The sequence below is a fragment of the Shewanella xiamenensis genome, from assembly GCF_014647135.1.
GTDB lineage: Bacteria > Pseudomonadota > Gammaproteobacteria > Enterobacterales > Shewanellaceae > Shewanella > Shewanella xiamenensis.
This window is the reverse complement of the sequence record NZ_BMOP01000018.1, coordinates 1-23845: the sequence shown is the minus strand read 5'-3', so window position 1 is coordinate 23845 and position 23845 is coordinate 1. Positions and strand designations below refer to the sequence as shown.

The following is a 23845-nucleotide window of genomic DNA, read 5'->3' as shown; positions in this document are numbered from 1 at the left end:
CTTATTGCAACGGTTCACCACGCTTTTCAACCACGGCCGAATTAGCTGGCGTTACCGCGCTATCTTCTTGCTTGGGTAAGCTCTGATTAAATAGCTGTGACTCGGGACGCTTTAGCGGCGAGGTATTATCTAACATCTGATCCCAAATGACCTTTGGTGAGGATGACGATTCGGCTTTACTCTCATCCTCCTGCATGATCTCTGCACTTGGCTTTTTGGGTTCGATTACCGCACTCGCTTTACGGATCTCTGTTGTCAACTCATGAACATAAGGATGTTTCGTCCAGTTACCAACATACATGGCGCCTAAAAGCACTGCGAGACAGAGCAAAATTGAAATGATTGCAGATTTGGTCATGCTATTACTTCCCTCAAACAACCAATACAAGACTCCTTACTGCTAGCGAGCGTAATTCCGTCTGTATTCTTATCATCGCTGAGAAAACCACACAATCATATTGCACTAGCCCACTTTTTTCATTGTGGCAATAATGCTTTCCGCTGACTAAAGCGTTAATCCATCACATTGAATATCGTGCGTGCGTCCACTGATTGGATCGACAAAACGTAATCGCTGCGCTAAGAGTTGTAGTGGCTTGGTAAAATCATCCGGCCCTTTAGGTAATAATGTCGGATAAAAGCGATCATTTAATAATGGCATACCAAGACTTTGCATATGCACCCGCAATTGGTGAGTTTTACCGGTAATAGGGCTTAAATGAAATAAACCAAACTCGCCTTTTATCGCAATCAAGCTTATCTCCGAGTGAGTATTTGCCATGCCTTCAACTATTTTCATGGTAAAACTGGGTTCGCTGCGTTGCATGCGATTTTTGACCGTCCAATGCTTTGGCAAAGTTAATTCGCCACTGGCATATTGTGCCAAAAGTCCAGGAGTGAGTTTGGCAATCGCTTGATAATCTTTACGGATCGCATCATCGATAAATAGCTGATGATAAATATGCCGCGTCTCTGGGCGAGTCGTCATCAGGATTACGCCAGCGGTTTCCCGGTCTAACCTGTGGGCAGGGGCGATAGTGTCTATCCCAGTGCTTAAGCGTAAACGGTGCACTAGGCACTCATTCACATAATCACCGCTGGGGGTGACGGGTAAAAAATGCGGTTTGTAGGCTAAGATAAGGTTGTCATCTTGAAACAAAATCGGCGACTCGAAGGGGACTTTCGCTTCCACTGTGACTTCACGGTAGTAATATGCCCTCGCCGTCGGGCGATAGGCGGTATCTAATCCAATTAAGCTGCCGTCTTGCCAATGCACTTTGCCATCGAGGATGCGCTGACGCCAAACTGCTTCGCCAATATGGGCATAATGCTCGATCAAAAAAGAAAATACGGTTGGTTTATCAACCACTTCTAGGGGGAGAACCACAAAAGAAGGTTGGGCGGCACGGGCGGTTTGAGTCATAGAAACAACTAGCGGCGATAATGAGCCGCTATTTTAGCCTTGGTGTGGTTTTTCAGTCCACATGGGACTTGATAAGTTGTAATACAAAATCCATGGTTTTGTGGCAATCGGGTTGATTCACCAGCACCAGCTTATCGCGGTTATACATGGGCAGCACTTCTAACCAACGTTGGCTCACCCAAGCCGCATCCTCTAAATGCACTTGGGAATACAACTCCAGTAAGTCAGGGTTCACCTCATAGAATTGTTCAAGGGCAGCACTGATCAGTTCGAACTCCCCTTTTATCGGCTCTTCTTGCCAATTTTGGCAAGGCAAAGTGCGGGACATCCACTGCTTATCTTTTGCTTGCGCCGCGGAGAGAATACTAACCCTTTGGCGCCCCTCTAACACTATGCTGAGGGTATCATCTTCTAACTGATTAAAATCGATAATCTCGCACTGTGTCGCAGTCGGATAACAGGGCGGATTGCCGCTGGGCTTACTCGCCGCAAACGCTAAATCGTATTTGCCTTTTAACACATCTGCGACCATGCGCAATTGGCCCGGCTCGACCACGCGGACCTCAATCCTTCCCTGTGGCAGCAACAAGGCATCGCGCATAATTAACGCCATTTCTCGTGTTTGCATAGCAACCTCCTGCCCACTGATACAAGAATGTGCTCAAAAATCAGCCACACCTTATTAATTTAGAGTGTAGCAGGAGAAATAATTTCCTTCCTAAAGTCGCTGACGGTAAAAAGCATTTAGGCCGAGTTTACCCCTCTCACCCTACAGCGGCGTTAAGTGTGCTGCGACATTGCCCTTTGCATACACTTCGGCAAATTCGTCAGCAAGGCGCTCGCTTAAGGCAACGGCACTGCGCCAATACTGCATCCGCTGCGCCGTATCCAGTTGTTTAAAGTCTTCACGGTCGGGCACCTTACCAAAAGGCAGTGACGCCACAAACTCCGCCGAAGGCGCAAGTATTAAGGCATTATGATAATTACCTTGAGCACGGCGCCAGGTTAACAATTTATCGAACCATCCAGGGCTCATATGGGGATAAAAATGCGGGTACAGGGTCAATCCCGTAGTATGGGATAAGGGCAAATCGAAGTGATAGTCGGTGATGCCGCCATCATAGTATTGCCCCGCGGGCGCGCCATCAATCCGTGAGACTGACGCAAGCACTAATGGAATAGATCCCGTTGCCAACATCACAGCATCCATATTGGCCTCGGTGAGCCTCGCCTGCTGGCTGGGTAAATCGTCAAGTTGCTTAAAAGGTGATGCTGCCACTTGCTGGCTAAACACCACCCGCTCGAAATGCCAGCCCAAGGTTTTGCGGCTAATGAGGTTGGTCGCAGCCGCCATCGCCAGCCCAGCGGCTAATGGCAATTTATGGCTAAGACGATTGATGTGTTTAGCGCGGCAGGCAATTAAGTGACTGTGAATAAAGGGATGATTGACTATCTCGCACCCACCCGTCTCGCCGAGAATACCTTGGACTATATCCTTTACCTGCTCGCTCACCTCATGCGGTGTCGGTATCGTTTCATACCGTTGGCCAATGTAGTAATCCTCTAAACGTGCGTAGGCTTGTAGTGGATCCTGCTGCGCTAGACAGGCTAAACGCCAGGCGCCAGAGGATGCCCCTAAGGTGTATAGCGGCGTTTGCCTATCTTTAAAAAATTCAGCAAAAAGATACTTATCAAGACCCGCAATCCCTAACCATTTGGGTCCACCGGATGCCGCCAATAGTTGTGTAAAAGCATCGGGATGCAGACCTTGCTCCCTGATAATGTTAAAGGCCGTAGGACCTGCAAGAAAGCGTAATGCGGGCAAAACTTAACTCCTTAAAGTGCCTCAAACCTGAGGTTTACGGCCATTAAAACACAGCCGCCAAGCGCGATAAACCTTCAGCAAACCTAATGGATCTAGATGATTTTATTCACTTAGCCAATCACATGAGCTGTGGCGACATATTCGACTAGCTTTAAATGATTATCTAGAACAGTAAGCTCTGAGTTAGTTCTTTTCTGTCTAGATGTAACAATTGTTACAGTGATAACCTTCGCCCTATCGAATTGTTACTTTCGTTGGTTCAATGTTTTCGTTCCAGCTTAAGGTTAATCCACATTGAGAGGTTTTATGCGTCCAGCCGTTATCGCATTAGCAGTATCTTCAACTTTGGTTTTTCCTGTCGTACACGCAGAAGAACAGGCCAGCAACGTTGAGAAAATTGAAGTCGTCGGCTCGCGGATCGCTCTGCGCACCGCAACCGACAGCGTTGCCCCCGTCGATATCATTACCGCGGAGCAACTCGAATCCACAGGTATGACCGAAACCGCTAAGGCGCTGCAATTTGCCGCGCCAAGTTACAGTTTCCCCTTCTCATCGGTGACCGATGGCTCAGATGCGGTTCGTCCTGCCAGCTTACGCGGCCTGTCGCCAGACCACACGCTAGTACTGGTAAACGGTAAACGCCGCCATGGTTCGGCGCTGGTGCATTTAAGCGGCACTGTCGGCAAGGGCTCATCTAACGTCGATTTGAACGCAATCCCGATGACATCCATTAAACGCATTGAAATCCTGCGTGATGGCGCCTCGGCACAATACGGCTCAGATGCGATTGCTGGTGTTATCAACGTAGTCTTAAAAGACAACGACCAAGGCGGTAGCGTCTCGGCTCAAGCGGGCCAAACCTATCTGGGTGACGGTGAACAATGGCGCGTAGGTGTGAACCACGGGATCAGTTTAAACAACGACGGTTTTGTGAATATTGGCGTTGAAGCTCACCATAAAGACAGCACCAACCGCGCAGGCTTAGATCCACGCCAACAATATCCTAAGCTGCCAGATGGTTCTGCTGATCCACGCGAAGCGACTTTCAACCGTAAGAGCCACCAAGTGGGCGACGCCGAATACGATAACTTAGGCTTATTTATCAACGCGGCCCAGCCTTTCTCAAACGACAGTAAACTCTATGCCTTTGGTGGCATTAGCCAACGTGAAACCAAATCTGGCGCATTTTATCGCCGCGCGCTCGATGCCCGTAACTTGACCGAGCTTTATCCCGACGGCTTTTTACCGCAGATCAATCCTAAGATCATCGACTCATCATTCGTGCTGGGCTATGAGTTCAATCTCGGCGAGTGGAATATCGATACTTCAGCGGGCTATGGCGGAAACTCGTTCGAATACAACATTGTAAACACCCTAAACGCATCACTCGGCCCAGATAGCCCGACGGAATTCGATGCGGGCACCCTGTCCACCAGCGAAGCAAACCTGAACATCGATATCTCGCGCTACTATAACTTTGCCAATGACTCAGAGATCTTAGTGGCAACGGGTGTCTCTTGGCGCCAAAACGGTTATCAGATTGAGGCGGGCGAACCGGGTTCTTATATCAATGGCGGTTATGATAACCGTGCCGCGGGCAGCCAAGGCTTCACTGGCTTTACGCCTGAATCAGAAGTCGATGAGACTCGCGACAATACCGGTGTTTATGTCGAACTTGAAAACCAATTAACCACAGAGTTTTATTGGGCGGCGGCGCTTCGTTACGAAAACTATTCTGACTTTGGTGGCAACACCAGTTGGAAGCTCGCAGGCCGTTACGACTTCACCAACCATTTAGCCCTGCGCGGCACAGTGAACACAGGCTTTAGAGCGCCGAGCGTACAACAACTGTACTTCAGCAATATCTCGACCCTGTTTAATCCTGATCCGACTACGGGCCAGTTAGTGCCAACAGAATCAGGCACTTTCAACACCTTATCACCTGTGACTAAGGCGCTAGGCATTAACGAGCTCGACCCAGAGCTGTCGCAATCCTTCAGTTTAGGCTTGGTCTACACCAATGATACGGGTCTAGCCCTGACCTTGGATGCCTATCAGATTTCAATCGATGACAGGATTATCCTCTCAAGCTCAGTGACGCCAAACGACTCGCCCGCAGTTGCAGCGGCGCTGGCCAATACCAATGCGGAATCGGCGCGCTTCTTTATTAACGCCGTCGATACCCGAACTCGCGGCGTCGATCTAGTGGTGAGCCAAGATTTTGATCTCGGCAACTGGGGCGATTTACGCGCTAACTTGGCGTACGCCTATAACAAAACTGAAATCCAAGATATTCATTTCCCTGAAATTTTGGACGGACTCGGCCCTAAACTCTTCGATAATATCGAACAAACCCGCATGACCTCGGCCACGCCGCACAATACGGGTAACCTAGGTCTGACCCATGAATTAGGTAACTTTAAGACTAATATTCGCCTCAGCTATTTCGGCGATTACACTGTGGGTTACTCAACGGGTGATGTGAATTACAGCGACCAATGGGTGATGGATTTATCCGTGCGCTACGCCGCAACCGATGCTTTAAGCTTCACCGCTGGCGTGCAAAACTTGTTTGATGTGTATCCTGAAAAACGCCCAGATGACAATAACTTCAATGGTATTTTCGTCTATCCGTTAACCAATACACCGTTTGGATTTAATGGGGGATACTACTTCCTCGAGGCCAAGTACACTTACTAAGCCGCAAACAATGAAAACAGGCCATTTATGGCCTGTTTTTTTATGTCTATCGCTTATGTTCTAACGGCGGTGAACTGATTATAATCTTTACAATTCACTCATTTACTTACGCCATATCGAGTACCCCATGATTGTCGATACCTTAGCTAATCGCCATATTTATCAATCACTCAGCCCGCGCATTGCCACGGCATTAGCGCATCTTGCCAGCACTGACTTTAGCCAACTGCCCGTTGGCAATTATCCCCTCGATGGCGAAGATATTTTCGTGATAGTCAACGATTACCACACCAAACCACAATCGACCGAACCCTTTGAAGTACATCAAAAATACATCGATGTGCAGTATGTGGTCAGTGGCGAAGAAGAGTTTGGCTATCTACCATTGGTCGACCAAACCCCATCAAAACCTTATTTCGAAAAGCACGATTACGCCGAGTTCGATTACGAGTCGAATAAAGCCAACGCCTCCTACATTCAACTAAAGGCAGGTATGTTCGCATTATTTTTCCCCGGCGATATGCATATGCCCGGCACGAGTGATACACCGACAGCGGTGCGTAAAGTCGTGATAAAAGTGAAAATCTAAAATCTGAGTCAACAATGCCTAAGTTTTGACAGAAATAGCCGCTTAAGGCGCAGTGATATGCGCTTTGGCTATTTCCGAATCGGACGAAATATTGTTAAAATTGCCACAAATTTAAAGGAGAGTCCCTGAAATGCCTATGTACGTTGTCGGTCACAAAATCCCCGATTCTGATTCAATCTGTGGTGCTATCGCGTTAGCTTATCTAAAAAACCAAATCGGTGAAGAAGCCGTTGCCGCACGTTTAGGTGAATTATCACCCGAAACCGCTTTCATTCTGGAGCGTTTTGGCTTTGAAGCGCCAGAATACAAAACCAGCTATGCTGGCGAGCAGGTCTACATTGTTGACCACTCAGAACTGACTCAAGCACCGGACGATATCGCTCAAGCGACCATCGTAGGTATTGTGGATCACCACAAATTAGGCGATCTGACCACTGATACGCCTTTAGAGTGCTGGATCCGCCCTGTTGGTTGCAGCAACACAGTCATCAAGATGATGTACGACTTTTACCAAGTCGCCATCCCTAAAAATATCGCTGGCATCATGATGTGCGCCATCCTGAGCGACACAGTGATCTTCAAATCCCCTACCTGCACCACAGCGGACATTCGCTGTGTTGAAGCCTTAGCTGAAATCGCTGGCGTTGAAGACTTTAAAGCCCTGGGCATGGAAATGTTCAAGGTAAAATCGGCTGTTGAAGGCACGCCAGCACGCGACCTCGTGATGCGCGACTTTAAAGACTTCAACATGAACGGTAACTTAGTGGGTATCGGCCAATTAGAAGTAATTGATCTGTCAGTATTTGATGCAATCAAAGCCGAACTAGAAGCCGATATCAAAGCACTGAAGGTTGAAGGTAACCGCCACAGCGTACTGTTACTGCTGACCGACATTATGAAAGAAGGCTCAGAACTGTTAGTGGTTTCTGACGATACCGATCTGATTAACCGCGCCTACGGTAAAACTCCAGTTGATGGCAAAGTGTGGTTAGACGGTGTATTAAGCCGTAAGAAGCAAGTTGTACCACAACTGCAGGCCGCTTTCGCTTAGGCGACCATTAAGTCGTAATGCCTAAAAAGCCGAACTCAGTTCGGCTTTTTTGTGCCTTCGATATGCTCCATTCCATAAAATCAGTATGAAACTTTGCTCATAAAGCTACCCTAAATTTGGCAGTGCCGAGTAAGATGGGATTATTCATTCCTGCTCCCTGTTTTCATCATGCCAGAAGTCTTACAACACCTTATTACCGAAATGACCCCTTGGTTGCAGCAATACGGTTATCTGCTTCTGTTTATCGCTATTGCCGTCGAGGGATTTGGCATTCCAGCCCCAGGACAATCCTTACTCATTGTTGCCAGTTTACTGGCGGCTACGGGGCAAATGTCACTTTCATTAGTTTTGATCGTAGCCAGCGGTGCAGCCCTGTGTGGCAATACATTGGGTTATTTTATTGGTCGACGCTTTGGCGAGGTATTGCTGCGAAAAGGTTGGATAAAACCCAAACTAGAAGACAAAATTCATGATGTGATTGGCCAATATGGCATTGCAGCCTTAGTGCTCAGCCGCTTTGTCGAAGGGCTTAAGCAATTTATGTTTATAGGTTGTGGGCTGGCCAAGATGCCTTTTAAACAATTTGTGATGGGCAACCTACTCGCCACCAGCATTTGGGTGACTCTTTTTAGTCTAGGGCCAGTGTTAATCCGCGATGAAATCGCCCCAATACTCGCGTTTTATCATCAACATAAATACCCTACATGGGCGATCGTTAGCCTGTTGCTAATCTCGTTACTGCTGCTAAGTTGGCGTAAATGGCAAATGAAAAATCAATAAAGTGCGCACTTCCATATGCTCATTTTACCGCCGAGATTGTGGTAACCCAATTGTAGTAATGAGTTACTCATTCTCAACTTTAGGTCGAGGTGGCGTTTCCTCTAGCGGTTGATGCTCATTCGCTGGATTAGCCTGTGGCGATTCTTCCTTTACACCTTCCCGCTGTGGCAATTCCAAGGTTGATTCTGCCTTAATCGGTACTGGAGGCTCTGGTTGCTGTGATGGGTTTTCAGCTTCAGCAACAGGTTCAACAATAACCACAGGCTCGTCTGGAGTACTCGTTTGGCCACTGGTTGTATTTGTGGCTTCAGGCTCTGGCGCAAGGGTGGCTAAATCTTCATTCGCTGGGCTTTCAACCGCATGTTTAGGCAATTGATTTCGATATAAATCAATCATACCCATCACCTCGGACAGCGCCTTAGCGTGATCCGACGTTAAGATCCCATTATGCCCAGAGACAATTTCATCGGACACAGCGAGCACCCAAACCGCCTGCATATTGGCATCGGGACAGGTCTGCACACTGCGCCTTGCCTGTAAGCGGGCTCGAATTTTCCAGCCCGAATGCGGCAACGTCATCATACAACCGGGAAGCTGATCGTGAGCCATTAATGCTGAAGGCATTTTCATCGGCGTAGCACAGTTACCGCCTGAACATTTATCGATATCATGGGTTATTGCCCAAGAGTTACCCAGTGCCCGTTCGCCATCTTTTATGTAATTAAACGCCTCTTTTACCGCAAAATCGCCCTTAGATTGCAACACCACCATACTCGGTTTTTGCCTATCTAAGCTCATCAAAGTATCGAGCGGCTTAAAATCCTGCGCTGGCGCGGCGGGGTTTAACAGTAAGAATAGATTCGGGTTATCTTGCTCAGTATCGATAGCCGCCTTAATTCTATCTTTGCTGGCGTGCAACACGACTAAGCCACCAAGACTATGACCGATAACGGTATAACGCAGTAGCTGATGCTCAGCGACCAATCCATCCAATTTATCCAGTAACTGCGATAAACCCGTTTGCCCTATGCGTTTTGCTACGGCTTTACGCTGCAAAATAGTCGGGAAATCCAATGGTTCAATCCAACTAGTAGCATCATCTGAACCATCGAGCCAGAAAGGATCGTACTTATCTCCCCGCCAGCCGATGTATAAGCCGAGCAAGTTTCGTTGAGAATCAGAGGCCGCCATTTGCTGATAAAACTGTTCGAAAGCGACAAAGTTTTCATCCTTGGGATTGGCACTGTGGTGCCAGCCATGGACAAAAATCAGCAACTCAGGCGCAGTGCCATTATTGGGTTGTAAAATCCGCGCCTTAAGCGCTTGCCATTGTCCATCATTGTGGGGCTGGCCTTGATCGTTAAATTCAATCACATGCAGATTTTGCTTGGCTGTATCAGGGCCGGGCATGTGGTAGGCTTGGTCGGGAATAAAAGGAAGCAAAATACCGAGGGACAACAACATTAAAAACAGTAACTTGTACTGAGTAAACTTCTTAAGGCTCATTTATGACAACTAAATTGTGGCCAGACTAGGCCAATAAAGACACGCTGCTGGGGCTAACAGCAAATTGGCCAAATTATACGCTAACCCCAGATTCCCAGCTAGAGCGGAAATAACCTTTTATCACAGTGCTCACATCAATCTTAGCGCCATGTGTCTGGCAATTTCACTTGGCTCCAAAGATCGGCGCACAATGGTGTAGTATTCTGCCACTGACCACTCCCTATCCATTTCACTAAGGCATCGCCCACCTGTGGATAGGCGATGGGATTTGGCGATGCCGCCTTGAGCCAACGTTTGACCACGCCCGTATCCAGACTCATCATACTGTCACCCGCGCCCAATAATTGGAGCGCTGCCACGTTCGACAACTGTTCAAATTGACCAATCAGCGGCTTGACCAACAACTTTTTCCCTAAGGTCAGCGCCTCGCTCGCCAGCTCAAATCCCGCATTACCAATCACACCGCCGCAAGTCGCTAAGTGCTGTTTAAATCCGTCACGGTTAAAACCATGCCATAGAATATGGTCGGCAAGCGGTGCAGTCGGCTGCTTAGCGTGGTACACCAAGAATTGATAATCCGTAAATGGCTTAAAAAATGCGGCGATCGCATCCGCCTCTTCGAAGGGTAAATACACCAAAATTTGATGGGTATGTTCAATGGGACTGGCATCGACTTCGACAAAAGGAGGTAAGATCGGAAAACCAAAATGATGCCAATGACACCCCAGTGCCACATCCACCGGCGCAAAGTAGTTGAGTAGTAACTCATTAAACCAAGTGCTCCCCAACTTAGGCACAGGATGCGTCAAGGCCGCTTGATGGCTTATCCCAATGGAGGGGACGCCTTGACGCCTCGCCGCCCATGCGGATACGGGTTCAAAATCATTCAGTACTAGGTCGTAGCAACTCAAATCTAGTGCTTGAATATCCTTAAGCAACGATAAGGAGCAATTTTGTCTTACCGTTTGCGGCACATTCACCCGCCCAGAGTGGGTTGCAAAGGTCATTCCCGCCTGTACGCGATACTCCCCAAAACATTCCATATCGAAAAAATGCTCAGGCTTACGCCCCGAAAACAAAAAGTCGACTTGAATATTGTGTTCAATTAAGGCTTTTGCCATCACTCGAGCACGACTTAGGTGGCCATTCCCTGTGCCTTGAACTCCGTAGAGTATTCGCATTACTTATCCTTTAACTGTGAATGAAATATTTGTGAATCAAGGAGATACCCAACGAATAAGCGCCTGATTTGGGTTAAATCACGGGATGTACCAGCAGCACAGCACCCGTACCTAACAGAACACCGGCGACAATATCTGAGGGGTAATGCACCCCAAGCACAATACGTGAGGCACCAATACAGAGCGCCCATACGTAAGCAAAAGGCGCAGCCACGGGATACACCTGCGCCACACTTGTGGCCATCACAAAGGCGGCCGCCGTGTGTCCCGAAGGTAGGCTAAAACGATCTGAGGGTTCAAAGCCGCTTTCAAACCCAACCAAGGCATGACAGGGTCGAGTGCGGCGAATGCTATTTTTGAGTAATAAGTACAGCGGCAATTCAATCAAAAAACTCGCTAACAGCAGATTGAATAGGTTCTGTCCTTGGGCGTGTGTCAGCATCAACCCGACGGCAAGGTACAGATACACATGCCCATCTCCAGTTGCCGATATCCGCTTCGCCCAGTCATAAACACCGTGACGTTGGCTCAAACCTACAATGCGATAAAACATGCGCTTATCTAAGTCTGTAATGTAACTCAACATAAAACAGGCTCCTTGCTGGCATGCCAGCGAGTATCATGGCGATGTTAATGAGTGCATTCTCTCGACAGCCGTTAGCGTCTGCATGTGTTAACGCCCTGTCAGACGACTATTTCACGATAGAACCCCACGCTAAACCTACGACAACTTAAACAGAGATGGCTTAAGTGCTCAGTGTTAAGGTGAGACTAAGAACTGCCGATGACGGTAAAGTGACATCAGGCCTAAAGTTTTATGACACCTGTGGCGAAAATGGCGAGGAATGAAGCGATCAATTGGAGCAAGAGGGAAAACGTACGGGGAGAATACAGTGCTGCCCAGTTGCTATGAACGGGCAGCACTGTCAGAAAACCTTCAAGCGACAGCTTGTTCCAGCGCTTTAGCGCGGTAAATTTTCGTCAAATGGTAAATATTGATACAGGCAACAAAGGCGTTCATCCCCGCAACAGGCCAGGCTGAAATAAATACGCCATAGATAACAAACAAGGTACAACCGACAAAGTTTAACCATCTTAACCAGATGATATTCTTCATCATAAGTGAAATTGCCACCATTACTGAGGCAAAATAACCAATAATTTCAATCGTGTTTACAGCTTCCATAGGCACCTCTCGAAGGCCCTCTACCGTCCATAAGCGTAACGGGGGGTCCTTGCCCCTAAAGCAAATTAAGTTAAGTAAGTTAATTTAAACTTGGGATATAATACCAAAACGCGCAACAGAGTTGTAATAAAAAACCGTTATTTAATGACCGATATCAAGTTTTGAGGATAAACACCTGTTAAGTGACGAAAGTTTACAACATAAGTGTTAACGTCCAAGTGCAACAATACCGTGATTGATAACACTTTTCTTTTCAGGAATCCCTTTTATACTGGCGTAAACTCGCTAAACTGTACGCAACGCGGATCAATAGGAGTGTAAATATGGAATACAACACCTCAGAACTATGTGACATGTACTTAGATGTCGTAGATGTAGTCGAGCCCATGTTCAGTAACTACGGTGGTTGTAGCTCTTTTGGCGGTTCTATCAGCACCATTAAGTGCTTTGAAGACAACGGCCTAATCACCGAGGTCTTACAAGAAGATGGCCAAGGTAAAGTCTTGCTGGTTGACGGTGGTGGTTCATTACGCCGCGCCCTGATCGATGCATCTATCGCAGAAATCGCAGTCAACAACAACTGGGAAGGCATTATCGTTTACGGTTCAGTACGCGATGTGGATGCGCTGGAAGAATTAGACATCGGCATTCAAGCCCTTGCTTCAATTCCTGTGGGCGCCGATGGCAATTCAGTGGGTGAAGTCGATATCCCGGTCAACTTTGGCGGCGTGACCTTCCTCCCAGGCGATCATATCTATGCCGATAACACTGGCGTCATTCTATCGCCAGAACCACTCGATATCGAGTAATGCTAAATAACATCGAAAGAAAGCCAGCTAAGCTGGCTTTTTTATTGGCAGATACCATTAAGTACCATTGAATATTCGTCCTTGGGTACGCCACAATATCCCTGTCCCTACCCGATAAGAATACTAATCTATGTCTGAATTTATCCCATTTACCCAAGCCGATATCGCCAGTCTCGTTAGCCCGCGAGCCGGTGAGACCAAAATAGGCCAATGCGTACACTTGGCTAACCATGAACATCCATTAGAAACGATACTCACCACCGCTAAAGCCCATGGTGCACAATTTGCCATTGTCGGAGTGGGTGAAGATATCGGCCCACGGGCTAACCTAGGCAGAGGCGGTGCCACCGACGCCTTTACCACCAGCATGCGCCAGTGGTTGAATTTACAGTCGAATCGTTTTCTTTCGGGCGCCGAATGCCTGATTTTAGGGCAAGTTCATACGGCGGATCTGCAATTACAGGCACAGGATGGCGAAGGCGCGAGCCTAACCCATCTACGCCAAGCAGTTGAGCGGCTCGATGAACGGGTGATTAAACTAGTCAGCGCCATACAAGCGGCAGGGCTTGAACCCATAGTGATTGGTGGCGGCCACAACAATGCCTATGGCCTGTTAATGGCGACCTCGGCCCATTATCAACACCAAGTTGCCGCAGTGAATTTAGATCCGCACAGTGATTTTCGCCTGCTCGAAGGGCGTCACAGCGGTAATGGCTTTAGTTACGCCGCCAATCGCGGCGCGCTGGGTTATTACCATGTGCTAGGTTTGCACGAGCTCAAAAACAGCGAGGCCAATTTACAACAACTCACTGAGTTTGGTGGCACTTGGCATAGTCTGCAACAAATTTGGATTCGCCGAGAGATTAGCCTGACGCAGGCGCTACAGGATATTGCTAACAAACTTAACCAAACAGCGCTCCCAGTAGCGCTAGAATTGGATGTCGATGCCATCGCAAAAATGCCGAGCAGTGCCTCTACAGCTGCGGGAATTCCCCTACTCGATGCCGCCCACTACATTAGCTATATCGCCAGCCGATGTCCCTGTGCTTATTTACATTTAGCCGAAGCCGCCCCAAGCTGTCATGAGGCCGGCATAGAGGCGGGCTTTAGGGACGTGGGTCAAAGTATCAGCGAGTTAATTTATGCCTATGTACAAGCAAGATGCCAATTTTTAGCCCGATAGCCTCGTTTGCTTGTGTCCTTACGGGCGCGAAGCTATTCACCAAATCCTGATATTGTGGTCTAATGCCAGTCCATTTTATCGGGTCGGCACACTAAACACTGGCAAAAGCCAAACTCTTTAAGCTAACGCCTTGAGGAGAGTTTACTAGCTCGATCACAGAGTGATAGATCAAAGATTCAGCAAATGCAGGCGATGGCTTACACTCGCCACTAATACTTTGCAAAACAATAGGAATACATTGATGTCTGAGGGTGAATCTAAAAATACCCACTTTGGTTATAAAACCGTAGAGGCGGATAAAAAGGCCGATCTCGTTGCTGGCGTGTTCCATTCGGTTGCCGCCAAGTACGATATCATGAATGACGTTATGTCCTTCGGTATTCACCGTTTTTGGAAACGCTACACCATTGAAGTATCTGGCGCTCGTCCGGGTATGAAGGTGCTTGACCTTGCCGGTGGTACGGGCGATTTAACCGCTAAATTCTCTCACTTAGTGGGCGATAAAGGCGAAGTGGTTTTAGCTGATATCAACGATTCTATGCTAAAAGTGGGCCGCACTAAGCTACGTGACAAAGGCATTGTCAACAATGTCAGCTACGTGCAAGCCAATGCTGAAGCACTGCCCTTCCCCGATAATCACTTCGATATCATCACCATCGCCTTTGGTCTGCGTAACGTAACAGACAAAGACGCAGCGCTTCGTTCTATGAACCGCGTACTTAAGCCTGGTGGTAAGTTATTGGTATTAGAGTTTTCTAAGCCCCAGCATGAAATCATGCGTAAAGTGTATGATTTATATAGCTTCAAAGTCTTACCAAAGATGGGTGAACTCATTACTAAAGACGCTGACAGCTATGAGTACTTGGCCGAATCCATTCGGATGCATCCAGATCAAGACACTCTTAAGCAAATGATGGTGGATGCGGGCTTTGAACAGGTCGATTACACCAATATGACCGATGGCATTGTCGCCCTGCACCGTGGTTATAAATTCTAATGATGCCGCAAGAAGTGGTGTTACTTGCCTGCGCCGCTATTGAGATGGGTCTGAAACAACTTCAGACCCAAGCGGGCGACGCCTATGCGCGCCAGCGCCAGCTACATGGCAAAGTATTTCGTATTCAATTAACGCAACTCAACTGGCCAATTTACTTGGTCTTTGCCAAAGAAATCCAAGTACTGAGTCGCTATGAAGGTGATGTCGATGTCAGTCTGCACGCTGATGCAACCACACTTTATCGCGTGTCCGAAGGTGCCAACCTGACTGAACTTATCAAGCAAGATAAGCTCAAGCTCGAAGGCGATCTGAACTTATTGCAAAGCTTTAGCCAATATCTACGTAGCATAGAGTTTGATTTTGCCGAGCCCATTTCGCGTTATTTGGGTGACGGCCCCACTCACAAGCTCATCAGTACAAGCCATCAGGCAAAAGGTTTTGCACTTGAAGTATTGCGTAAAACCCGCTCCCATTTGGGGCAACTCGCTATCGAAGAGTATCGGCTTGCGCCCCATCGGATTGAGCTTATTCATTTGTGCGATCAAATAAATGACTTAGTTACCGACACTCGCGCGCTCGAACAACGGATTGCCCAATTAAGAGACTCAATTAAGCCATGACCCTTGCCAGTATCCGCCGCGGTTATCATGTGATTAAGACCCTATTGCAATATGGGTTAGATGATGTTTTACCGCCAAAGATGACCCCTTGGTACTTTAAACTCGCCCGCAATAGTCTGTTTTGGATCCGTAATAAACACAAAGGTAAATCCGGTGGCGAGCGCTTAAAGCTAGCAATGCAAGAGCTTGGCCCTGTGTATATCAAGCTAGGGCAAATGCTCTCCACCCGCCGTGACTTACTGAGTGATGAATGGGCGACAGAGCTTGCCATGTTGCAGGATAAAGTCCCTCCCTTCGATGGCGCACTCGCCCGACTCGCGATAGAAGCTGAGCTTAAAGCACCAATCGAGACCTTCTTTGATGACTTTAATGAAACGCCATTAGCCTCGGCTTCGATTTCTCAGGTGCATACCGCCACGCTTAAATCCAATGGCAAGGCCGTGGTATTAAAAGTGCTGCGCCCGAACGTAGAAACTAAAATCCAGGCTGATCTCCTGCTGATGTCGCAAACGGCGAAGGTCATCGATTATCTTCTTGGCGAAGGTAACCGACTACGCCCAGCCGAGGTAATTGAAGATTACCGCGTCACCATTTTAGGGGAGCTCAACCTTAAGCTTGAGGCCCTCAATGCCATTAAGCTACGTAATAACTTCCTCGACTCAGACGCGCTCTATATTCCTTATGTATATGAAGAGTTTTGTTATCCACGTTTGATGGTGATGGAACGGATTTACGGTATTCCAGTATCGGATATCGCTGCACTTAAGGCACAAGGCACAAACTTTAAACTGCTAGCCGAACGGGGCGTAGAGCTATTTTTCACCCAAGTGTTCCGCGATAACTTTTTCCACGCGGATATGCATCCGGGAAATATTTTTATCTCCCGCGAACATCCCGAAAATCCTTACTACATCGGCCTTGATTGCGGCATTATGGGCACGCTCAGCGAGGTCGATAAGCGCTATCTCGCGGAAAACTTCCTCGCGTTTTTCAATCGTGATTATCACCGCATCGCGCAACTGTATATTGAGTCGGGCTGGGTGTCGGAAAAAACCGATCTGCAAGCTTTTGAACAAGCCATCAAGGTCGTGTGTGAACCCATGTTTAACAAGCCCTTAGATGAAATATCCTTTGGGCATGTGTTGTTAGAGCTGTTCCGTACCGCACGGCATTTTGATATCGTCGTGCAGCCTCAGCTCGTGCTGCTCGAAAAGACTTTGCTGTATATTGAAGGTTTAGGCCGTCAGCTCTATCCGCAGCTGGATCTCTGGCAGACCGCTAAACCCTTTTTAGAGCAGTGGATGGCCGAGCAAGTGGGACCTAAAGCCATGTTTAAAAAGGTATCCACAAAACTGCCATATTGGTCTGATAAACTTCCGGAATTCCCTGAACTAATTTATGACAACCTTAAATTAGGTAGGAAATTGCTGAGTTCTCAGCAACAAATGCTAGATAAGTATTTGAAATACCAGCAGCAAGCACATAAGAGTAATTACTTACTCATCACTTCTGCAATTTTATTGATCTGTGGCACGTTATTGTTCAACCAAGACGCTACACTGTTGAGCCCTTACGTGTGCCTGATTTCAGGTACGGTACTGTGGATTATCGGATGGCGATCTAGGCCAAAGAATCGTAAATTTTAGCTAGCACTAATTAATCAGAGGTTCATAATAGAACCGATATCAATTAAGAGGATACCTTCATGGGTGGCATTAGTATTTGGCAACTTCTTATCATCGCGTTAATCGTTGTCTTATTGTTTGGAACTAAGAAATTACGCTCTTTGGGTGGTGACTTAGGTGGTGCTGTTAAGGGCTTCAAAAACGCCATGTCTTCAGAAGAAGATAAAAAGGCGCTAGAAGACACTGAAGCGGCAAAACCAGTGCAAACCGCACAACCAACTCAACAGGCGACTGAAAAGAAACCTGAGTCTCACAAAGAACAGGCGTAACTCTTTATGTTTGACGGTATCGGCTTTATGGAGCTGCTGCTGATCGGTGTTCTGGGGCTGGTCGTTCTTGGCCCCGAACGTCTACCGGTTGCAGTACGTTCAGTAACCAGTTGGATCCGCGCGATGAAACGCATGGCCAACTCAGTCAAAGAAGAACTTGAGCAAGAGCTAAAGATCGAGCAGTTGCACGCCGACCTCAAAAAAGCGGAGAGCAAAGGTTTATCTAACCTCTCTCCCGAGCTGCAAGAGTCAATCGATCAATTGAAGCAAGCCGCGCAGTCAGTGAATCGTCCTTACCAAGTGCAAGATATTCCCAGTGCACAGGAAAACCAGATCCACAATCCTGCAAGCCAAACGGTTTCTACCGAGGCGAGTCCAACTTCGGCTTCCTCCGCCCCACATAGTGAGTCCATTCAGGGCGAGGATACCCGTTCTAACCCGAAAGCTAACGGATAATTCATGTCGCAACAGCAGCCACTTATCAGCCATTTGCTTGAACTTAGGTCCAAGCTGCTTAAATCCATTGCCAGTGTATTGATTGTATTTATTTGTAGTGTGTATTGGGCAAATGATATTTACCATTACATGGCAATCCCTTTAATGCAGTCTTTGCCCTTAGGTGGCAGTATGATTGCGACCGATGTGGCCGCACCTTTCTTCGCCCCTTTTAAACTGACATTAGTTCTGTCATTTTTTGTGGCCGTACCCTATGTGCTCTTTCAAATTTGGTCCTTCGTAGCACCGGGTTTGTATAAGCATGAAAAACGCTTAGTTATGCCGCTACTTTTTAGCAGCACAGTGCTATTTTACTTAGGTATAGCCTTCGCTTATTACGTTGTATTCCCAGTTGTATTTGGCTTTTTTGCCAACACTGCTCCAGAGGGAGTACAAGTTGCAACCGATATCAGCAGCTATCTTGATTTTGTACTGAAATTATTTTTTGCATTCGGCTTATCCTTTGAGATCCCGATTGCCGTTGTTTTACTCTGCTGGGCCGGTGTGACAACACCTGAAGATCTCAAGCAAAAACGCCCCTATATTATTGTCGGCGCATTCGTGGTGGGTATGCTGCTCACACCACCTGATGTTATTTCCCAAACTATGCTTGCCGTGCCAATGCTGTTATTGTTCGAAGGCGGATTATTTGCGGCTCGTTTTTACAGTAAACCTGATGACGAGACCGACGAAGAACAACCAACGAATGACTAATGCCTCAATCGGCATTAGAGGAAAATAATAATAAGGAAACTGGGATGCGTTTAACTCTACTGACTGGTGCAGTGTTACTGGTATCTGCACAGGCTAATGCCGGTATTGAGCAGCAATTAACTCAATGTGCAGGGATAACGGACAAGCTCGAGCGCTTGGTATGCTATGACAACCTCGCAGCAAGCATTCAAGTCACCACAGTGACCAATAACACCACGGCACCGATAGCTGTCGCCCCCGTTGTCACTCCCGTAGCGGCCCCTGCAGCTGTGGCGACTGCAGCTCCTGTTGCTGCCGCCGCGACCAATGTCGAAGATAATTTCGGTATGGAAGTTAAACGCGTTCAAGAGAATACGACTGATAAAATTTATCTCGATGTGGGGTCAATAGCAGAAGATGCCTACGGTGCTTTAAAAATTACCTTTACCAATGGCCAAGTTTGGAAACAAACCGAAAACCGTAAATTCAATCTCAAAGTCGGTGAAAAAGTATTTATCGAAAAAGCTGCGCTTGGCTCTTTCTTAATGGGCACAGAAAGTCGTAATGCTAAGGTGAGGGTAAAACGCCTAAAATAATGTCATCTTATATAGATATCGCTGTCAACTTGCTTGGCAGCGCACTCGAACCAGACATAGCGCAAATCATACAAGCGGCGGCGGACCAAGGGGTTTCGCCGTTAATTGTTATTGGCAGTGATTTAAGTGAAAGCGCGGCAGCAATTCAATTATGCCAAAACTACCCTAACCAGCTTTATTGCACCGCAGGCGTGCATCCCCACCATGCTAGCGAATGGCAAACTGATTCCAAACAAATTCACGCAAATTTATGTGAAGCACCACAGGTTGTTGCTGTAGGCGAGTGCGGGCTAGACTACAATAGAGACTTTTCCCCCCGTCCGGCTCAGCGCCAAGCATTTATCGCCCAATTAGAACAGGCGATTGACCTTCAAAAACCCGTTCTGATGCATGAGCGAGATGCCCATAGTGATTTTTTAAGCATCGTTAGTGAGTACCGCCCACATCTTCGCGGCGCATTGTTACACTGCTTTACTGGCAGCCAAGCACAAATGGAAGCTTATATCGATCTCGATTTACACTTAGGAATTACAGGTTGGGTTTGTGATGAAAGACGCGGCCAAGAATTAGCAGCGCTAGTGCCATTTATTCCAAAAGATCGCTTATTGATCGAAACAGATAGTCCTTATCTACTGCCGCGTAGCATGCGTCCTAAGCCTAAATCCAGTAAAAATAAACCCGAATATTTGCCTTATATTGCTCGGTATATTGCCAATCTACGCGGAGAAGATCCGGCTGAATTTGCAAAACAATGCTATCAAAATAGCCTAGCGTTTTTTAATTTGAGTCAACAGAATGGCTAAATTAAGTTGCTTATTGGTTTTGCTTATCAGCATGCTCATATCATCGGGCAGCTTCGCAAGCATAATCAACATCAATGAACACACTCCGACGCCGCTCAGTCTAACACCTTGGCTAATGGTGACTCATCCCCATTCTGAAAGTCAGTTAGCGGACATTGAAGCACTTCCCAAGGCACAATGGCATAAGTTTACCAGTAAGGATATTCAACGTCTTAGCCTGCATAATTTTTGGCTGTCTGTTAATCTTAGTAGTAACAACGAAAGCCTTTCACGCATTCTTGCCTTAGATAATCCCTTATTAGATAAAGTAACTATTTACCATCTTGTAGATAACCAACTCGTCAACACAACGTATATGGGAGATACACTTCCCTATAAACAGCGTCCACTGCTGAGTAATATTTTTCTATACCCTTTTAAAATTAACACCAATGAACAACATACCTTTTATATACATATTGAAACCGAAGGCAATGCGGCCGTTCCTTTAAATTTATGGTCAGCCAACGATTTGGCACAAATAGCGGAATCAACAGCTGTCGAACATGGATTTCAGCTTGGGGTACTCGCCGCCATCGGTATATTCAGTCTATTTATCGCGTTAGCTTCTGGTTCATTCAGTTACAGCTATTACTCCGGCTACGTCCTTAGCATGACTCTCTTAGTTGCCACGATTAATGGTTTCGCATTCCGCTTCCTCTGGCCTAATTGGCCAACATTGCAGCAACTAATGGTTCCTGTGCTACTCCCTTTGGTTATGGCTTTCGCCTTAATGTTTACCGAAAAAATTTTACAATTAAAATACTATAATCGCCGCATGCTATTGATGTGCCGTTATAGTGCCGTTTATATCCTTTTAATCTGTTTATTAGTTCCCTTTTTGCGTTATGGCACTGTACTTTATATTGAGATTATCTCGGTTGTCGTGCTCAGTATCATTATGATGATACTCGCAATTATTCAAGCCGCTAGAGGGCAAAAATTAGCCAAACTTTATACTGTTGGCTGGGTGAGTATGCTGACAGGTGCGTGCCTGAGTAGCTTACTGTATTTAGGCGTTATCGAGCTGAATATCAAACCTCAGACACCTGTAATGCTGGGGTTAACCTTTGAAATCATCTTTATGTCACTCGTGCTTGCTATCCGCTATAACGACGAACGTAAAGCCAAACAACGCATTCAACAAGAAGCACTAAAACAAGCACAAAAAATTCGTAGCGCACGTGAAGATGCATTAAAAGTAGAAGCAGAAACTAACGAAAGACTGGAACAAATGGTGCAAGAGCGCACTTTGGAACTTGAAATTACCCTGCGCGAATTGCATGAAGTTAATCAAAAGCTCACAGAACAAAGCACTATAGACAGCTTAACGGGGGCTAAAAACCGCAGTGCCTTCGATAAACGCCTATTAGCAGAAAGCCGTATAAGTCGTCGTCAAGAAACGCCAATAGCACTATTAATGATCGATATCGATCGATTTAAATCTATCAATGATCAATTTGGCCATTTAGCGGGTGATCAAGCCCTAAAACTTATCACGAAGACATTGCAGCAGCATTTAAAACGACCAACGGATCTAGTATCACGTTTTGGTGGAGAAGAGTTTGCTATTATTCTCCCCAATACCAACGCGGATGGTGCGCTTCAAGTCGCTGAAAATATAAGAGATGCAGTGACTAGTATCGGCCTTGAATGGGAAGGAAAACCCATACCACTCACCGTCAGTATCGGCGTGAGTGCCGACGTAATCTTAAATGAACAACACAGTACCGAATTATTAGAGCAGGCAGATAAAGCCCTCTATCAAGCAAAAAATAGCGGACGCAATCAAGTGAAATTGTATGCGCCAGCGCAAACAGAACCTAATTAGGAGTCTAATGTGAATATCATTACCAGTGCCTTCCCACAGCGCAGAATGCGCCGCATGCGCAAACATGATTTTAGCCGTCGCCTGATGGCAGAGAATCACCTAACAGTGAATGACCTAATCTATCCTATGTTTGTGCTCGAAGGCAGTAATCGCAGCGAAAAAGTCGCTTCAATGCCAGGTGTGGAGCGTTATTCAATCGACTTACTGCTCAAAGAAGCAGAAGAACTTGTTGAATTAGGCATCCCCTTAATTGCCCTCTTTCCTGTCACGCCTGCAGAGAAAAAGTCTCTCATGGCAGAAGAAGCTTACAATGCTGACGCACTAGTGCAACGTGCTGTACGTGAACTCAAAAAAGCCTTCCCACAACTTGGCATTATGACGGACGTGGCTCTCGATCCTTTCACGACCCATGGTCAAGACGGCATTATTGATGAAACAGGCTATATCCTGAATGACATCACTACAGAAATTTTAGTTAAACAAGCCTTGTCCCATGCCGAAGCAGGCGCTGATATTGTTGCGCCATCGGATATGATGGATGGCCGCATCGGCGCGATCCGTCAAGCACTGGAAGCAGCTGGCCATGTTAATACCCAGATCATGGCCTATTCAGCCAAATACTCTTCGAGCTACTATGGCCCATTCCGTGATGCAGTTGGCTCAGCAGGCAACCTAAAAGGTGGCAATAAGCATAGCTATCAAATGGACCCAGCTAACAGTGATGAAGCACTACACGAAGTGGCGCTCGATATCCAAGAAGGTGCTGATATGGTGATGGTAAAACCAGGTATGCCATATCTCGACATCGTTCATCGTGTTAAAACTGAGTTAGCTGTTCCTACTTTTGCTTACCAAGTGAGTGGTGAATATGCCATGCACATGGCCGCGATCCAAAATGGCTGGTTAGCTGAAAAGGCTATCGTCATGGAATCGCTACTATGCTTCAAACGTGCCGGTGCCGATGGCATCCTTACCTACTTCGCCAAACGTGCAGCACAGTGGCTAAAAGAAGCTAAATAATCGAGATTAGAAACCAATTCTAAGCATAAAGGGCAGCCAAACGCTGCCCTTTTTATTAGCTCGAAGAAAGCCTTTGAAACTATTGCTCTGTCGGTCAAATCGATATGTAGGTAATAACTATCGTCATCGCAGAAGTGAATAAAAGGAAGTAATGAATAGGAAGTAGTAATAGAGAGAATGAAATTACAAACGGCTAAAACAAAAAAGCCAGCTTATTCAGCTGGCTTCATTGTTTAATTAGGCGCTTGGCGATGAAATGCTATTGTCACCAAGCAAATTCTTACTGGTTAATTCTACGTCTGACGGCATTGTTTCCTCACTCCAGTACTCATGTACTACCGTACACTCCGCCCTTCGCTCGTCACGGCTTTGTCTGCCGTACAATTACCTGCGTAATTAACCTTTATTTGTTAATTTAGAAAGCTGTTTTGAGTTCACACTTCTTAAGTGTTCATATTCAAGCTAAGTGCTACTTAGCAAAACCCATCTGGGTTGTATGGTTAAGCCTCTCGAGTCATTAGTATCAGTTAGCTCAACGCCTCACAACGCTTACACACCTGACCT

Annotated in this window: 24 protein-coding genes; 16 read left to right on the top strand and 8 right to left on the bottom strand. The window is 46.8% G+C overall.

Features of this window, described 5'->3' with window-relative positions:
* Position 1 precedes the first annotated feature (1 nt).
* The 4 genes from IEY09_RS14780 to IEY09_RS14765 all read right to left on the bottom strand — a co-directional run bounded on the left by IEY09_RS14780 (position 2) and on the right by IEY09_RS14765 (position 3248).
* Complete coding sequence (locus IEY09_RS14780; RefSeq protein WP_188871654.1) at positions 2-358, bottom strand: hypothetical protein; 357 nt, start codon at positions 356-358, stop codon at positions 2-4.
* A gap of 147 nt (positions 359-505) precedes the next feature.
* On the bottom strand, positions 506-1423 hold the full coding sequence (locus IEY09_RS14775) for a pseudouridine synthase (RefSeq protein WP_188871652.1): 918 nt from the start codon (positions 1421-1423) through the stop codon (positions 506-508).
* Positions 1424-1475: 52 nt separating this feature from the next.
* Positions 1476-2051: an LON peptidase substrate-binding domain-containing protein gene (locus IEY09_RS14770; RefSeq protein ID WP_188871650.1), complete on the bottom strand. Its 576-nt coding sequence runs from the start codon at positions 2049-2051 to the stop codon at positions 1476-1478.
* 141 nt (positions 2052-2192) lie between these two features.
* Positions 2193-3248, bottom strand: a complete 1056-nt coding sequence (locus tag IEY09_RS14765; protein WP_188871649.1) for an alpha/beta hydrolase — start codon at positions 3246-3248, stop codon at positions 2193-2195.
* 306 nt (positions 3249-3554) lie between these two features.
* Here IEY09_RS14765 and IEY09_RS14760 point away from each other — a divergent pair, with 306 nt between their 5' ends.
* The 4 genes from IEY09_RS14760 (at position 3555) to IEY09_RS14745 (ending at position 8368) form a co-directional block, all read left to right on the top strand.
* Positions 3555-5948 carry a TonB-dependent receptor plug domain-containing protein gene (locus tag IEY09_RS14760; protein WP_188871647.1) on the top strand — a complete coding sequence of 798 codons (2394 nt, stop codon included), beginning with the start codon at positions 3555-3557 and terminating at the stop codon, positions 5946-5948.
* Positions 5949-6075: 127 nt separating this feature from the next.
* Positions 6076-6537, top strand: coding sequence for a NanQ anomerase/TabA/YiaL family protein (locus IEY09_RS14755; RefSeq protein ID WP_188871644.1), 462 nt, complete (start codon positions 6076-6078; stop codon positions 6535-6537).
* Between the two features lie 130 nt (positions 6538-6667).
* A complete protein-coding gene (locus IEY09_RS14750; RefSeq protein WP_188871642.1) occupies positions 6668-7588 on the top strand; it encodes a manganese-dependent inorganic pyrophosphatase in 921 nt (306 codons plus the stop codon).
* Positions 7589-7756: 168 nt separating this feature from the next.
* Complete coding sequence (locus tag IEY09_RS14745; RefSeq protein WP_069454161.1) at positions 7757-8368, top strand: DedA family protein; 612 nt, start codon at positions 7757-7759, stop codon at positions 8366-8368.
* Positions 8369-8431: 63 nt separating this feature from the next.
* Here IEY09_RS14745 and IEY09_RS14740 read toward each other — a convergent pair whose 3' ends face one another.
* From IEY09_RS14740 to IEY09_RS14725, 4 genes are all read right to left on the bottom strand, one after another.
* Positions 8432-9874 carry a thioesterase gene (locus IEY09_RS14740; RefSeq protein ID WP_144376563.1) on the bottom strand — a complete coding sequence of 481 codons (1443 nt, stop codon included), beginning with the start codon at positions 9872-9874 and terminating at the stop codon, positions 8432-8434.
* Positions 9875-10014: 140 nt separating this feature from the next.
* Entirely contained in the window at positions 10015-11055 is a 1041-nt protein-coding gene (locus IEY09_RS14735) for an MJ1255/VC2487 family glycosyltransferase (RefSeq protein ID WP_188871641.1), read from the bottom strand.
* A gap of 73 nt (positions 11056-11128) precedes the next feature.
* The gene (locus IEY09_RS14730) at positions 11129-11641 is read right to left on the bottom strand and encodes a phosphatase PAP2 family protein (RefSeq protein ID WP_188871639.1); all 513 of its coding nucleotides are present in this window, start codon (positions 11639-11641) and stop codon (positions 11129-11131) included.
* 351 nt (positions 11642-11992) lie between these two features.
* Positions 11993-12241 (bottom strand): YgjV family protein, encoded by a 249-nt coding sequence (locus tag IEY09_RS14725; protein ID WP_011073879.1) that lies wholly within the window; start codon positions 12239-12241, stop codon positions 11993-11995.
* 323 nt (positions 12242-12564) lie between these two features.
* On the opposite strand from IEY09_RS14725, the gene rraA reads away from it, so the two are divergent.
* The 12 genes from rraA (at position 12565) to hemB (ending at position 23281) form a co-directional block, all read left to right on the top strand.
* Positions 12565-13050, top strand: coding sequence for a ribonuclease E activity regulator RraA (gene rraA / locus IEY09_RS14720; protein WP_037422666.1), 486 nt, complete (start codon positions 12565-12567; stop codon positions 13048-13050).
* A gap of 130 nt (positions 13051-13180) precedes the next feature.
* Positions 13181-14233, top strand: coding sequence for a formimidoylglutamase (locus IEY09_RS14715; protein WP_188871637.1), 1053 nt, complete (start codon positions 13181-13183; stop codon positions 14231-14233).
* Positions 14234-14474: 241 nt separating this feature from the next.
* Positions 14475-15230: a bifunctional demethylmenaquinone methyltransferase/2-methoxy-6-polyprenyl-1,4-benzoquinol methylase UbiE gene (ubiE, locus tag IEY09_RS14710; RefSeq protein ID WP_037422660.1), complete on the top strand. Its 756-nt coding sequence runs from the start codon at positions 14475-14477 to the stop codon at positions 15228-15230.
* Complete coding sequence (locus IEY09_RS14705) at positions 15230-15850, top strand: ubiquinone biosynthesis accessory factor UbiJ (protein ID WP_088586589.1); 621 nt, start codon at positions 15230-15232, stop codon at positions 15848-15850. Before ubiE ends, IEY09_RS14705 begins: the two co-directional genes overlap by 1 nt.
* Positions 15847-17496 carry a ubiquinone biosynthesis regulatory protein kinase UbiB gene (ubiB, locus tag IEY09_RS14700; RefSeq protein WP_037422654.1) on the top strand — a complete coding sequence of 550 codons (1650 nt, stop codon included), beginning with the start codon at positions 15847-15849 and terminating at the stop codon, positions 17494-17496. The genes IEY09_RS14705 and ubiB overlap by 4 nt, the downstream gene beginning before the upstream one ends.
* A gap of 59 nt (positions 17497-17555) precedes the next feature.
* Positions 17556-17804, top strand: a complete 249-nt coding sequence (tatA, locus tag IEY09_RS14695) for a Sec-independent protein translocase subunit TatA (protein ID WP_188871635.1) — start codon at positions 17556-17558, stop codon at positions 17802-17804.
* A gap of 6 nt (positions 17805-17810) precedes the next feature.
* Entirely contained in the window at positions 17811-18260 is a 450-nt protein-coding gene (gene tatB / locus IEY09_RS14690) for a Sec-independent protein translocase protein TatB (protein WP_037422648.1), read from the top strand.
* 3 nt (positions 18261-18263) lie between these two features.
* Complete coding sequence (gene tatC, locus IEY09_RS14685; protein WP_037422645.1) at positions 18264-19013, top strand: twin-arginine translocase subunit TatC; 750 nt, start codon at positions 18264-18266, stop codon at positions 19011-19013.
* A gap of 44 nt (positions 19014-19057) precedes the next feature.
* Positions 19058-19588: a hypothetical protein gene (locus tag IEY09_RS14680; protein WP_188871633.1), complete on the top strand. Its 531-nt coding sequence runs from the start codon at positions 19058-19060 to the stop codon at positions 19586-19588.
* Positions 19588-20391 (top strand): TatD family hydrolase, encoded by an 804-nt coding sequence (locus IEY09_RS14675; protein ID WP_037430960.1) that lies wholly within the window; start codon positions 19588-19590, stop codon positions 20389-20391. Before IEY09_RS14680 ends, IEY09_RS14675 begins: the two co-directional genes overlap by 1 nt.
* Entirely contained in the window at positions 20384-22261 is a 1878-nt protein-coding gene (locus IEY09_RS14670; protein ID WP_037422639.1) for a sensor domain-containing diguanylate cyclase, read from the top strand. Before IEY09_RS14675 ends, IEY09_RS14670 begins: the two co-directional genes overlap by 8 nt.
* Before the next feature lie 9 nt (positions 22262-22270).
* Positions 22271-23281: a porphobilinogen synthase gene (gene hemB, locus IEY09_RS14665; RefSeq protein WP_037422636.1), complete on the top strand. Its 1011-nt coding sequence runs from the start codon at positions 22271-22273 to the stop codon at positions 23279-23281.
* Positions 23282-23845 lie beyond the last annotated feature (564 nt).